The sequence below is a fragment of the Daejeonella sp. genome (assembly GCF_017495225.1).
Taxonomy (GTDB): Bacteria; Bacteroidota; Bacteroidia; order Sphingobacteriales; family Sphingobacteriaceae; genus Daejeonella.
On sequence record NZ_JAFEIG010000007.1, the window covers coordinates 72,926 to 86,200 of the forward strand.

10 protein-coding genes are annotated in these 13,275 nt (G+C 37.4%); 5 read left to right on the top strand and 5 right to left on the bottom strand.

Going from position 1 to position 13,275, the window contains the following annotated elements; translation table 11 throughout:
- Positions 1-13 precede the first annotated feature (13 nt).
- The gene (locus QZ136_RS03145) at positions 14-1,285 is read right to left on the bottom strand and encodes a cytochrome c3 family protein (RefSeq protein WP_291400248.1); all 1,272 of its coding nucleotides are present in this window, start codon (positions 1,283-1,285) and stop codon (positions 14-16) included.
- A 247-nt stretch (positions 1,286-1,532) separates the two neighbouring features.
- Entirely contained in the window at positions 1,533-2,513 is a 981-nt protein-coding gene (locus QZ136_RS03150; RefSeq protein ID WP_291400250.1) for a deoxyhypusine synthase family protein, read from the bottom strand.
- Positions 2,514-2,805: 292 nt separating this feature from the next.
- Here QZ136_RS03150 and QZ136_RS03155 point away from each other — a divergent pair, with 292 nt between their 5' ends.
- The 3 genes from QZ136_RS03155 (at position 2,806) to QZ136_RS03165 (ending at position 6,828) form a co-directional block, all read left to right on the top strand.
- Positions 2,806-3,876, top strand: a complete 1,071-nt coding sequence (locus tag QZ136_RS03155; protein ID WP_291400251.1) for a polymerase — start codon at positions 2,806-2,808, stop codon at positions 3,874-3,876.
- An 81-nt stretch (positions 3,877-3,957) separates the two neighbouring features.
- Positions 3,958-5,232 (top strand): serine hydrolase domain-containing protein, encoded by a 1,275-nt coding sequence (locus QZ136_RS03160; protein ID WP_291400253.1) that lies wholly within the window; start codon positions 3,958-3,960, stop codon positions 5,230-5,232.
- 6 nt (positions 5,233-5,238) lie between these two features.
- Entirely contained in the window at positions 5,239-6,828 is a 1,590-nt protein-coding gene (locus QZ136_RS03165) for a D-aminoacylase (RefSeq protein ID WP_291400254.1), read from the top strand.
- Positions 6,829-6,878: 50 nt separating this feature from the next.
- On the opposite strand, the gene QZ136_RS03170 is transcribed toward QZ136_RS03165, so the two are convergent.
- Positions 6,879-7,664, bottom strand: a complete 786-nt coding sequence (locus QZ136_RS03170) for a class I SAM-dependent methyltransferase (RefSeq protein WP_291400256.1) — start codon at positions 7,662-7,664, stop codon at positions 6,879-6,881.
- A gap of 129 nt (positions 7,665-7,793) precedes the next feature.
- Between QZ136_RS03170 and QZ136_RS03175 the strand changes: the two genes are divergently transcribed.
- The gene (locus QZ136_RS03175; RefSeq protein ID WP_291400257.1) at positions 7,794-8,681 is read left to right on the top strand and encodes a transglutaminase-like domain-containing protein; all 888 of its coding nucleotides are present in this window, start codon (positions 7,794-7,796) and stop codon (positions 8,679-8,681) included.
- Between the two features lie 140 nt (positions 8,682-8,821).
- On the opposite strand, the gene prfB is transcribed toward QZ136_RS03175, so the two are convergent.
- Positions 8,822-9,899 (bottom strand): peptide chain release factor 2 gene (gene prfB, locus QZ136_RS03180; protein WP_291400259.1). Its coding sequence is split into 2 segments (ribosomal slippage): positions 8,822-9,838 and positions 9,840-9,899, totalling 1,077 coding nucleotides; the frame shifts between segments, so codons are not numbered across the junction.
- A 613-nt stretch (positions 9,900-10,512) separates the two neighbouring features.
- On the opposite strand from prfB, the gene pgi reads away from it, so the two are divergent.
- A complete protein-coding gene (gene pgi / locus QZ136_RS03185) occupies positions 10,513-12,156 on the top strand; it encodes a glucose-6-phosphate isomerase (RefSeq protein WP_291400261.1) in 1,644 nt (547 codons plus the stop codon).
- 42 nt (positions 12,157-12,198) lie between these two features.
- Here the strand turns inward: pgi and QZ136_RS03190 are convergent, their stop codons facing one another.
- A complete protein-coding gene (locus tag QZ136_RS03190) occupies positions 12,199-13,263 on the bottom strand; it encodes a glutaminyl-peptide cyclotransferase (RefSeq protein WP_291400264.1) in 1,065 nt (354 codons plus the stop codon).
- Positions 13,264-13,275: the final 12 nt, after the last annotated feature.

Below are 13,275 nucleotides of genomic sequence, written 5' to 3' on the forward strand. Positions count from 1 at the left end.
AAATTTATTATTCTTAGTAGTGACACTTGCTACATTCCAATCCACCTAAAACAGCAGCTGTAACTTTCTCGCCCTTCTTCAACTTATCGTGAGCTGCGATCAATTTATCGTAGTAAGGATTGTCCTTATGATTCACTTCTGTCTCTCTGTGGCAATTGATACACCATTTCATTGTTAAAGGAGCATATTGATAAACCTCCTCCATCGTTTGAATTGGTCCGTGACACTTCTGACATTCAATACCAGCTACAGAAACGTGCTGAGAGTGATTGAAATAAGCCAAATCAGGCAAATTGTGTATTCTGATCCACTCTACAGGCTTAGTATTAGTCCCGTATTGCTTTGTATCTTCATTATAATCTAATGCCTGATAAATCTTCATAATTTCAGGTGAAGTCTTACCATCATATTTTTCTGAAGCCGTAACATAATTATGGCAGTTCATACAAACATTTAAAGAAGGAATACTTGCATTTTTTGAAGAAAATGCACCTGAGTGACAATATTGACAGTCGATTTTATTAATTCCAGCGTGTAATTGGTGAGAAAATTTAATCGGTTGAACCGGTTGATAACCAGTATGAACACCTGTCTCCCACATGCCTTTCCAACCAGCAGAGCCTAGGAATACAATACACACCAAAACAATAAATAGGATAAACTTCTTATTCTTAGTTAATTTTTTTAAGCCCGCAAGACGATCTTTCGCAACTGGCTCTTCTTCAACTTCGATACCTTTCTTCTGAAGCATAACACGCTCCAAAGTCTGGATAACCTTGTTTAGTACTAAAACAACTAAAAATGCAATGATGATTACTGCAAGGAGTCCGAATAACATAAAATTACTCACACCCTCATCAGCTCCAGAACCTGAACCTCCACCTTGAGCTGCATTTGGATCAGCTGCAGGCTTTGGATCTCCTACCTTCACATAAGCTACAATGTTCTTGATATCATCATCTGATAACTCAGGAAATGCAGACATCATGGCCGGTGAATACTCAGAAGCTTTAACAGCCTGTGCATCACCTGAAGCAATAAATGCAGGAGCATTCTTGATCCATTTAATTAACCAGGCTTCATCATACTTCGTGTCTATGCCTTTTAAGGCCGGACCAACTACCGCTTTCTCAATCCCGTGACAAGCGGTACACTTTTGCTTAAAAATCGCTGCACCAGCTGCCGCATCCTGTGCACTCGCCGAACTAACAGCTACCGAACTCAGGAAGGAAACCAAAATCAGTGATTTTGTAACACTTCTAAAAAACAATGAGATGCTTCTCATATTGCGTATTTAATGCTTAAAATTTGAAACGTATAATTAAAATATTGACGGTTTAACCCTATCAACATTTTCAGTTGACAAAAGTATAGTTTATTCATTTAACGGTGACATTTAGCTGACTAATTTTATCAATTTATAATCATTCTAAATTATCGTGAAAAACTGGCCCTACTCTATCAATTAAGCCTTTTTAAAAAAATTAACAATTTTTCTTGTTCAAAGGCATTTGCAATTAATAATTGTAATACTATTGCTTTAAAACCCAAGCAAATATCAATGGTGCCACAATTGTTGCATCCGATTCAACAATAAATTTAGGAGTATCAATATCTAATTTACCCCAAGTAATCTTCTCGTTTGGTACTGCACCCGAATAGGATCCGAAGGAAGTTGTTGAATCTGAAATCTGACAGAAATAACCCCAAAAAGGAATATTTTCCATTTCCATATCTTGATAAAGCATTGGAACCACACAAATTGGGAAATCGCCAGCAATACCACCACCAATTTGAAAAAATCCTACACCCTTACCACCAGAATTGGCAATATACCAGTCTGCTAGCCAGCCCATGTATTCAATTCCACTCTTCATGGTTGATGCTTTTAACTCCTTTTTCATTACATAAGAAGCAAAAATATTCCCCATTGTCGAATCTTCCCAGCCTGGAACAACTATTGGCAAATTCTTTTCGGCAGCAGCCAACATCCATGAGTTCTTAGGGTCAATCTCATAATACTGCTCCAAAACACCACTATTTAGCATTTTATACATAAACTCATGTGGAAAATAACGCTCACCAGCATCATCTGCATCCTTCCATAACTTATATATATGCTTCTGTAATCTTCTAAAAGCCTCCTCTTCGGGAATACAGGTATCAGTTACACGATTATAATGGTTTTCTAGAAGATCCCACTCATCCTGAGGACTTAAATCACGATAATTAGGAACTCGTTTATAATGTGAATGAGCCACCAAATTCATGATGTCTTCTTCCAGATTTGCACCTGTACATGAGATAATCGATACTTTATCTTGGCGAATCATCTCGGCAAGTGAAATACCTAATTCGGCCGTACTCATGGCACCAGCCAAGGTTATCATCATTTTACCACCTTCATCCAAATAGCTCTCATAACCCTTTGCAGCGTCTACCAAAGCAGCAGAATTAAAATGCAGGTAGTTTTTTTCTATAAACTGGGATATTGGCCCTCTTTGTACACTCATAATATCTTATTTGATCGCAAAAATAAATAAATCTAGCAGATGCACGAATGTTTTATCGGATGTAATGAATTTAGATAAAACAATATTAAAAATAGAAAATTATTTAATTCAAACTATAAAAATGTTATAAATGGTAAATAATTGATGCATGCTTCCGCCGATCTTAAGACTGATCTTTAGCACAGTCTATCGAAAAAAGAATATCTTAGCAGTCAATATGACTAGATATTTACTCAAATCGATCTCAATTTTTATCTTAATCATCTCAATAAGCAACAATGGCTTTTGTCAGATGAAGTTGATTAAAAAATTCTTATCAAACGATACTGATACAAGTCGTAAAAGTAGTTTTCTACCCCTGCCTGTGCTGACTTACGCGCAAGAAACCGGTGCTGAGATTGGTGCATTAAGTCTATACTCCTTTTATACAGATCCTAAAGATAGCCTTAACCGTACCTCGCAAATTACTGGTGCGGCAACCTTCACGACTAAAAAACAGACGAATTTTCAGCTTAAAGCTGATATTTGGTCGCCAAAAAATAAATTCCATTATACAGGAGAAATACGATTTAAAAATTTCCCATTTAACTTTTATGGAATTGGTAATAATACCTTAGCATCTAATGAAAACCCGCTAAACCAAAAATTGTTTAAATTAATTGGAGGCATTGAAAAGCAATTTGGTGAATCCCGCTACAGCGGATTTAACATAGCTTTTGAAAATTATGCATTCAAAGATAAAAACATTGGCGGTATCCTAAGTAGCGATCCCAATATTTTTGATAAAGACGGCGGTAAATTGCTTTTTTTAGGATTTACGCAGATTTATGATAGTAGAAACTCCAATACTTATACTACCAAGGGAACCTTTGTAAGAGCAAATTATTCGTATGCACCCAATATTTTTGGCGGCGACAATTTTGTAGGTAGTCTTTTTAAAATAGATTTCCGAAATTTTCAATCCCTCAGTAAAAAAACAAGCCTTGGATTAAACGCACATTTCCAATCATTAAACGGCGAAAACAGTCCCTTTTATTTATTACCTCAATTAGGTAACGATGAAATGATGCGTGCCTATTATACTGGCCGTTATCGAGATGAAAACTTAATGGCTCTACAATCTGAAATCCGTTATCGAATAAATCCACGCTTCGGAATAGTTGGCTTTGCAGGTACAGGTAATGTTTTTAAAAGACGGGAATTTAGTCTCAAGGACTTTAAACCTAACCTAGGCGGCGGATTTCGATACTTTTTCGATATTGAAAAGGGTTTAAGCATCCGAATGGATTATGGAATTGGCGAGAAAAACCCGGGCGAAAATAGACAAAGTGGATTTTATTTAAGTCTAGGAGAGGCTTTTTAATAATTCACTACATTTAGTCTCTTAAAGTTTTCTCAAAAAATTAGTCATTAAATCATTATTTATATATTTAAATAAAAAATCATGAAGAAGTTTGTTTTATTTCTCTTTCTGTTAGGCTCAGCAGTCTTTCAAAGCTCTGCACAAACAATTACTGATAATGGTGCCGAAGCAGCGGGCTTTTCAGGCGAGCGCTTAAAACGCATGGACATTGCCATGAATGATTGGGTCGAAAAGGGCTACATGAATGGCGGTGCAGCTTTAATTATTCGAGATGGTAAAATTGCTTATCACAAAGCAATCGGCTATAATGATTTAGATACAAAAGAACCCTTACAAAAGGATGGAATATTTAGAATCGCATCTCAAACCAAAGCAATTACCAGCGTAGCAATCATGATACTTTTTGATGAAGGTAAATTATTATTAACAGATCCCGTTTCTCAATATATTCCATCATTCAAAAAACAAAGTGTTTTAGTTAAATTCAATCCGGCGGATACAAGTTATACCACAGTTCCAGCTAGCAGAGAGGTAACCATAAAAGATTTATTAACGCATACATCCGGATTGGGATATGCCCAAATTGGATCAAAGGAAGCAAATGCCATTTACGCAAAACATGATATCACAGCGGGTTTAGGGGTAAGAAATAAAACGCTCCTAGAGGCCATGTCAAAATTGGGTGAATTACCTTTAATGCATCAACCGGGAGAAAAATTTACCTACGGACTAAACAATGATGTTTTAGGATGTGTGGTTGAAATAATTTCAGGAATGAGTTTAGATGAGTTTTTCAAAACTAGAATTTTTGAACCTCTGGGAATGAAAGATACCTATTTTAATATCCCAGCTTCCAAAGCAAAGAGATTGGTTAACCTGTACACTGAAAAATCTCCTGGTGTATTGGTGAAAGCCGATGCAGGCATGTTAAACAGCGCTGCGGCATCAAATTATCCATTGGTACCACATACTTATTATTCGGGTGGCGCGGGACTAAGCTCTACTTTATACGACTATGGTATATTTTTACAGATGCTACTAAACAATGGGGAATACAATGGCAAGCGCATTTTAGGTAAAAATACCGTAAGAATGATGATTACAAACCAAATTGAAGATGTTAATTATGCTAATAGCAATAAATTCGGATTAGGATTTCAATTGGTTACCGAAAAATCAAGCGGACAAACTCCAGCTCAAGTTGGTACATTTAACTGGGGTGGGGCATTTGCTACCTCCTATTGGGTTGATCCAAAGGAAAAGATTGTGATGCTTTTTTACCGCCAGTTACAAGCACGATCTAGAAATGATGTAGTAGAAAAATTTAGAGCTTTAACCTATCAGGCAATCAATTAAAATAAAATGAAGAAGTCAATTTTATCAGCAGCAGTTTTAATATTAAGTAGCCATTTTCTTTATGGCCAAATTAATGCCGACCTATTAATCCGCAATGGGAAAATTATCGATGGAACAGGGAATTCCTGGTACCATGGTGATGTGGCAATAAAGGATGGTAAAATTATTAAAATGGGATATATTGCTGATATTCAAGCTACTAAAACCATCGACGCAAAAGGCTTAATTGTAGCTCCCGGCTTTATTGATGTTCACGGACATATTGAAGGTGGTATAATTAACACTCCTACCGCCAACAACTACATTTTTGATGGAGTTACAACCGTAATCACAGGTAATTGTGGTGGTTCGGCAGATAATATTTCTACATTTTTCCAAGAAATAAATAAAACAAAGCCTTCGATTAACGTAGCAACCCTTTTTGGACATAATACCGTTCGCTCACAAGTGATGAAACGTGATAATAGAACTCCTACGGCAGCCGAACAAAAACAAATGGAAAACCTAGTTGAACAGGCCATGAAGCAAGGGGCTGTGGGTTTATCTACGGGACTCATTTATATCCCTGGAACATTCGCCAAAACAGAAGAAGTAAGCGCATTAGCAAGGTCTGCAGCCAAATACAAGGGGGTTTATGCTTCACATATTCGTAATGAAGAAAACGGTGCCGTAGATGCGGTAAATGAAGCTATTAACATAGGAAAAGAGGCTAATATTCCCGTGCAGATTTCCCATTTTAAAATTGGAGGTAAAACAAATTGGGGTAAATCGGATATCACGCTTGGATTAGTAAAACAAGCTCGTGAAGAAGGTTGGGATGTAACTATCGATCAATATCCATACACAGCAAGTAGCACCAATTTAGGTATTCGCCTTCCAGATTGGGCATTTGCAGGTGGTAACGACTCCTTAAAAATCAGATTAAATAATCCAACAATTAGGGCTCAAATAAAAAAGGAAATGCTAGCGCAATTGGCGAGCTATAAATTCCCAAATTATAGCTATGCCGTGGTTGCCAACTATCCATCAGATACCACTTTGAATGGGAAAAACATCTCCGAAATCAATAAATTAATGGGTCGTAAGGCTAAAGCTAAATTTGAAGCTGAAACCATTATGGATATGGTTGAGAAAGGTGGAGCCCAAATGGTTTATAATAGCATGAATGAGGTGGATGTTATAAATATCATGAAGTATCCATTCAGCATGTTTGGTGCTGATGCTGGTGTACCTGTCCCGGGCCGCGGAATGCCTCACCCACGTGGTTACGGTACCAATGCCAGAGTTTTGGGCAAGTATGTGCGTGATGAAAAAGTAATCACCATGGAGGATGCAATTCGTAGAATGAGTTCATTAGCAGCACAAAAATTCGGACTTAGCGACCGAGGTTTATTATTGCCAAATTATGCAGCTGATATCGTAATTTTTAGCGAAGCAGAAGTAAATGATAAGGCAACTTTCCAAAAACCACATGCTTATTCCACCGGATTTAAATATGTTCTTGTTAATGGAGAACTTGTTGTTGAAAATGAAAAACATTTAGGTACTAGAAGTGGAAAAGCCCTTTATGGACAAGGATATACTGAATCAAAATAAATTATATATTTCGTTTTAGTTTTTTAATTAAAGCGAAATATTTTTTCTTTTTAATACTTAATTATAAAATCCTCTTTAGCTTGGCCTTTACGGACATAGATAAGTCCGATCCAAAATAAATCAATACTTACACTAACATCTGGATGAGCTTTTATTTGCGCCCAAGCTTCTTTCATGCCTTCACTCCAATAAATATCATCAAAAATCATAATTGAATTCTGACTTAGTTTTGGCAGGCACCATTCAAAATAGTTGAGGGTAGCATCTTTGCGATGATTCCCGTCCACATACACAAAATCGAGTTCTTCGCTGTTTTTTAGGAGATCAGGAAGGATATTATCAAAATTACCGGTCAATAACTCAGTATTTTGAATCTGGAGCTTATCTAAATTTTCGCGTGCGATGGCAGCAGTGGCAGGGCATCCTTCAATTGTAATTACTTTAGCATTGGGAGCAGCCTTTGCCAAATAAGATGTAGTAATTCCTAAACAAGTACCCAGCTCAACAGCGGTACGAGGCTTGATATCTGCTGCTAAACGATAGATTAATTGTGCTAAAGAGGGAGATTTTAAGGCGTTTTTTGCCAAAACGCGGATTTGCTTTTTAGTATTTTTATTGAGCATTGATCCGGCGCCAAGGTCGGTAATTTGTATCCAACGATCATCTTTTAGCAGGTCTGAACGCATTTTTTCGATCTCCGCATAATCATCTTTGGCATGAAAATCGTAGATCACTTCATCTATAAGTCGGTACACAAAAGGAGAATGAACACCATGTCGAGTTTTGCCTTTAATACGGTGTTTTAAAAAATCTAGAACGGTCTGCAGGTTTATCATCGAAACAAATATAAGTGTCTCTTGTATATTAAAAAGGAGAAATGTAGGAAATAGAAAATGAAAAACAATACGCTTAGTGAATAAGAGCCTTGATTGAAGCTAATAAATTTTCCTAAATTTACATGGATTATGATGAATGAGAAGGAAGTAGAATCTTTAATAAAACTGCTAGATGATCCGGATACCGAAATTTCCAATCATGTAGAAGATAAGCTTTTATCTTACGGAAATGAAGTAATTAACTATTTAGAGAGCGCATGGTCTCAATCTTTGGATGTCAGTCTACAAGAAAGAATAGAAAATCTAGTCCATAAAATTCAATTTAGCAATGTTAAACGTGATTTAGAGCTCTGGTATATTTCTGGCGCTTTCGACCTTTTACAAGGGATGTTGATTATCAATAAATATCAATATCCAGAATTGGATGAACAGAAAATCATCAATCAGCTAGAAGATATTAAAAGAGATATCTGGATGCAGCTTCTATATGAGATGAGTGCGGTTGAAAAAGTTAAAATCATCAATCATGTATTGTACACCAATTATGGCTTTCGAGGCAATACAAGCAACCACTTAGATCCTCAAAACTCTTATTTAAGTCAGGTACTTGAAAGCAAGAAAGGCAATCAAATCCTTTTAGCAGTAATTTATTCTATCATCGCTCAGAAGTTAGACATCCCGATTTATGGAGTTAACCTTCCGCAACACTTCATACTTGCCTATGTTGATGAATCCTCAGAAAATCACATTAACAATACGGGTAACGACTTTGAAAACCGCATCCTGTTTTATATCAATGCCTTTAACAAAGGTTTTATATTCGGCAGAAAAGATGTGGATGCATTCTTGAAGCAATTAAATCTGAAGCCAGTAAATCACTTCTACGAACCCTGTAGCCATGTTGAGATTATACAGCGTGTACTTAGAAACCTGATAAGCGCATACGAAAAAATTTCAGAGCTTGAAAAAGTTGAGGAGCTGCGAGAGTTACTTGGGATATTTCCGGAACCGAGATGAGATGAGATTAGATGTGAGATATGAGATGTGAGATATGAGATGTGAGACGTGAGATCAGTTGTCTCATATCTCATATCTAGTGTCTCATATCTAGTGTCTCAAATCTAGTGCCTCAAATCTATTGTCTCACATCTGCCCCACTAAAACTCCATCAAATAAGCTTTCAAAAAATCATCCAAATCACCATCTAGCACAGCTTGTGCATTAGATGTTTCATGATTGGTACGAAGATCTTTCACCAATTTATAAGGGTGAAGAACATAATTGCGTATTTGTGAACCCCATTCTATCTTTTTCTTATTGCCTTCAATAGTTGCACTTGCTTCTTGCCTCTTGCGCATTTCAATCTCATAAAGTTGAGATTTCAATAAACGGATAGCATTCTCCTTATTTTGCAGCTGAGAGCGTGATTCCTGATTTTTTATAATAATGCCAGATGGTTTATGATGTAAACGCACTGCAGTCTCTACTTTATTAACATTCTGACCGCCGGCACCACCTGATCTAAAAGTCTCGAATTCGATATCCGCGGGATTGACATAAATTTCAATGGTTTCATCTACCAAAGGGTACACATAAACTGAAGCGAATGAGGTATGACGTTTTGCATTAGAATCGAAAGGAGAAATTCGAACCAAGCGGTGAACCCCATTTTCTCCTTTTAAATATCCATAAGCAAAATTGCCTTCAAGTTGAATGGTAACAGTCTTAATACCAGCTACATCACCTCCCTGATAATCTTGCTCTGTAACTTTAAAGCCATGCTTTTCACCCCACATCACATACATCCTCAACAGCATAGAAGCCCAATCGCAACTTTCTGTCCCGCCCGCACCAGCAGTAATTTGCATAACCGCATTCAATTGATCCTCTTCCGAGCTGAGCATATTTTTAAACTCAAGCTCCTCCACTTTTTTAATGGTGACTTCGTATTGCTCCTTTAGTTCGGCTTCGCTGGCATCCCCGGAGTGGAAAAAATCGAGCATAACGCTAACATCCTCCACAGAAGATTCTGCAAGCTGAAACTCATCAGTCCATTTTTTCTTGTTATTTATCGAATGTAATGCTTTTTCGGCCTCTTTAGGGTCATCCCAGAAATCGGGCCTCAGGGCAATATCCTGTTCATTTTTGAGATCATCTAACTTCTTGTCGATGTCAAAGATGCCTCCTCAGAGACGTTATTCTGTCTCTTAAATCCTGAATATTTTCTTTGGTCATAATGCAAAATTACGAAATTCTAATGATAATCACACGTAGGGATAGGTCGAGACCTGACAGCTCTTAAAAGAACCTGAATAATTTTGCGGCTCTGCGCTTTGCGAGATCATCTCTGCGAAATTCTCCTTAAATCCGCGGGGCATATTTGCTGGTACGGTGACAACACCGACCAGAGGACCAATACAAACAAAAAAAATGCTCCCGCAGATTAACGCGGATCAGCGCAGAAAAAATCTGCGGAATTCTGCGACATCTGCGGGAGATTTATCTGGTACGGTGACAACACCGACCAGAGGACCAACACGAACAAAAAAAATGCTCCCGCAGATTAACGCGGATCAACCCAGAAACAATCTACGGAATTCTGCGACATCTGAGGGAGATTTATCTGGTACGGTGACAACACCGACCAGAGGACCAACTCGAACAAAAAAATGCTCCCGCAGATTAACGCGGATCAGCGCAGAAAAAATCTGCGGAATTTTGCGACATCTGCGGGAAACTATGACTCAAGGTTTTTTTACACATTACACAATTAAAGAATTTAATTCAAATTAAGATTTATAAAGTCTAATTTTGCAAACATTAATTTGATTATAAATTTCATTTAAATATGCTCCCACGCAAAGATTTTACCTCAACAGATTCATTCAAAGCCCTTTCAGAACATTTTAAGCTTATTAAAAAAGAAAGCATTAAAAATCTTTTTGAAGATAAGGAAAGGTTTGATAAGTTCTCAATTACCATGGGAGATATTTTGTTGGATTATTCTAAAAACCAAATTAACTCGACTACGCACGAACTTTTAGTGAAATTAGCTGAGGAATGTGAGTTGAAAGAAGCTATTTCATCCATGTTTGGCGGTGAAAAAATCAATGAAACTGAAAATAGAGCGGTTTTACATACTGCCTTGCGCAATCCGCAAAATCAGGGTTTTATCCATGAAGGGAAGGATATTTTAGTCGATATTCATCGTGTTTTAAACAAGATGGAAGCTTTTTCGGAACGCGTAATTAATGGGCAATGGAAAGGTTATACCGGAAAAGCAATCACTGATATCGTAAACATTGGAATTGGTGGATCAGATTTAGGCCCCGTAATGGTTACCGAAGCCCTTAAATCTTATAGCAATCATCTAAAACTGCATTTTGTGTCTAATGTTGACGGTTCTCATATCGCGGAAACGCTTAAAAATCTTGATCCCGAGACTTGCCTATTCATGATTGCCTCCAAAACGTTCACTACCCAAGAAACTATGGCAAATGCCTTCTCGGCACGCGATTGGTTCTTGAAAAGTGGAGCATCAGATCAAGATGTAGCGAAGCATTTCGTAGCCATTTCAACCAATGAAAAAGGTGTAGCACAATTTGGTATCGATACCGAAAATATGTTTGAATTCTGGGATTGGGTTGGTGGCCGCTATTCGTTGTGGAGTGCCATCGGACTAAGTATTTGCTGCGGAGTAGGTTTTAAGAATTTTAAAGATTTATTAGCTGGTGCGCATGACGCAGATGAGCATTTTAGAACGGCAGATTTTAAACAAAATATTCCTGTAATACTCGCCCTTTTGGGGATTTGGTACACAAATTTTTTCGGCGCTGAGAGTCAGGCAATTTTACCATACGACCAATACATGCATCGTTTTGCGGCTTATTTCCAGCAAGGTGATATGGAAAGTAATGGTAAATCAATTGATCGTAATGGCAAAGCTGTGGATTACCAAACTGGTCCCGTAATTTGGGGCGAACCAGGCACCAATGGCCAACATGCTTTTTATCAATTAATCCACCAAGGCACCAAATTAATTCCTTGCGATTTTATTGCTCCTGCGCAAAGCCATAATCCCATAGCCAATCATCATCAATTATTGCTATCAAACTTCTTTGCTCAAACTGAGGCATTGATGAATGGCAAAAGCCGTGAAGAGGTAGAATCAGAATTAAAAGCTGCTGGCAAAAGTGCTGAAGAGATTGAAAAACTAGCTCCTTTTAAGGTTTTTGAAGGCAATAGACCAACAAATTCGATTCTCGTGAAGAAGATTAATCCGCATACTTTAGGGGCATTAATAGCCTTTTACGAACATAAAATATTTGTTCAAGGCATCATCTGGAATATTTTTAGCTTCGATCAGTGGGGTGTTGAGCTGGGTAAACAACTCGCAGGACGCATTTTACCGGAGCTAGAAGACGATAAAGCTGTTATTGGGCATGATGCCTCAACCAATGGATTAATCAATCAGTACAAGGCATGGAGATAAGATTTTAAGAATAGGATTGTTGGAATTAGTTTTTCAGCAATCCTACTCTTTGCTCAATTTTATCTGGAATAATTTATCCCACTTCTTACCAGTCACAAATAGGCGTTTGCCTTTGCTATCCCATGCAATTCCATTGAGTACGAAACCATCAAAATCTTTCATTTTGCGAACTGAATCGGGATATAGATTAGTTAAATCTACCTCTGCCTGCACTTGTCCCGTACTCGGATCAATAATTACAATTCGATTAGAGGCATAAATATTGGCATAAATCATTCCGTCAATAAACTCAAGCTCATTCAGCTCATTTACAGGTCCATTATGATCATAAACCTCAATAGCACGCTCCTGCAAATAGCTATCCTTGTTCAAAACATAGATTGAATTGGTCCCATCAGTGCTGTAAATCACTTTACCATCGTTACACAAGCCCCAACCCTCTCTTTGATATTGCACTGGGAATTGGCGAATTAACTTAAGCGAATTGAGCTCAAACTCCAAATTAAGGGCATTTCGATAGGTTAGCATGAATATTTTATCACCTACAATGGTTATTCCCTCCGCAAAAATCTCATCACTGATTTTGGTAAGCTGCAAGACTTTTCCAGAAGTAATTTCAGTCTTTCTGATGCTCGATTCACCAGTTAATCCATCACTTTCATATAAAAACCCCTTGTGAAATTCTAATCCCTGCGTATAAGAACTCGTATCATGATTGAAAGTAGCTTGCACACTATATTTTAATTTTTGGGGCACTAAAGTCGATTTTACAATAATATTGGTACTTATTTCTTCCGGATTTTCATTCCCACGGTAAATTTTTGCATCAATCGTTTTTATACCCAACGAAAGTTTGCTCGTTGAAATTTGCAAAGGCGACTCACTATTAGAATTTCCTAGTTTGATTCCATCGGCAAAAAACACCACAGAATCTGCCTTTTCGTTTAAATTAAGCTGTAAATTGAGGTTTTCTCCTAGGTTTATGGAGGTGCCGGCAATCGGACTAAGCCAAGCGGAGCCGCCATTATTTTGATCCTTTTCCCCATTGGAACAATTGGTTAAGAGAAATAAGGCACAAAAGGAAAGGTAAATTAAATTATTTCGCATAATTGCATTTTT

Coding starts and splice junctions, on each gene's coding strand:
- QZ136_RS03150 (WP_291400250.1), bottom strand. CDS start 2,513: ATGAGTGTACAAAGAGGGCCAATATCCCAGTTTATAGAAAAAAACTAC.
- QZ136_RS03165 (WP_291400254.1), top strand. CDS start 5,239: ATGAAGAAGTCAATTTTATCAGCAGCAGTTTTAATATTAAGTAGCCAT.
- QZ136_RS03175 (WP_291400257.1), top strand. CDS start 7,794: ATGATGAATGAGAAGGAAGTAGAATCTTTAATAAAACTGCTAGATGAT.
- QZ136_RS03155 (WP_291400251.1), top strand. CDS start 2,806: ATGAAGTTGATTAAAAAATTCTTATCAAACGATACTGATACAAGTCGT.
- QZ136_RS03160 (WP_291400253.1), top strand. CDS start 3,958: ATGAAGAAGTTTGTTTTATTTCTCTTTCTGTTAGGCTCAGCAGTCTTT.
- QZ136_RS03190 (WP_291400264.1), bottom strand. CDS start 13,263: ATGCGAAATAATTTAATTTACCTTTCCTTTTGTGCCTTATTTCTCTTA.
- pgi (WP_291400261.1), top strand. CDS start 10,513: ATGCTCCCACGCAAAGATTTTACCTCAACAGATTCATTCAAAGCCCTT.
- QZ136_RS03170 (WP_291400256.1), bottom strand. CDS start 7,664: ATGATAAACCTGCAGACCGTTCTAGATTTTTTAAAACACCGTATTAAA.
- QZ136_RS03145 (WP_291400248.1), bottom strand. CDS start 1,285: ATGAGAAGCATCTCATTGTTTTTTAGAAGTGTTACAAAATCACTGATT.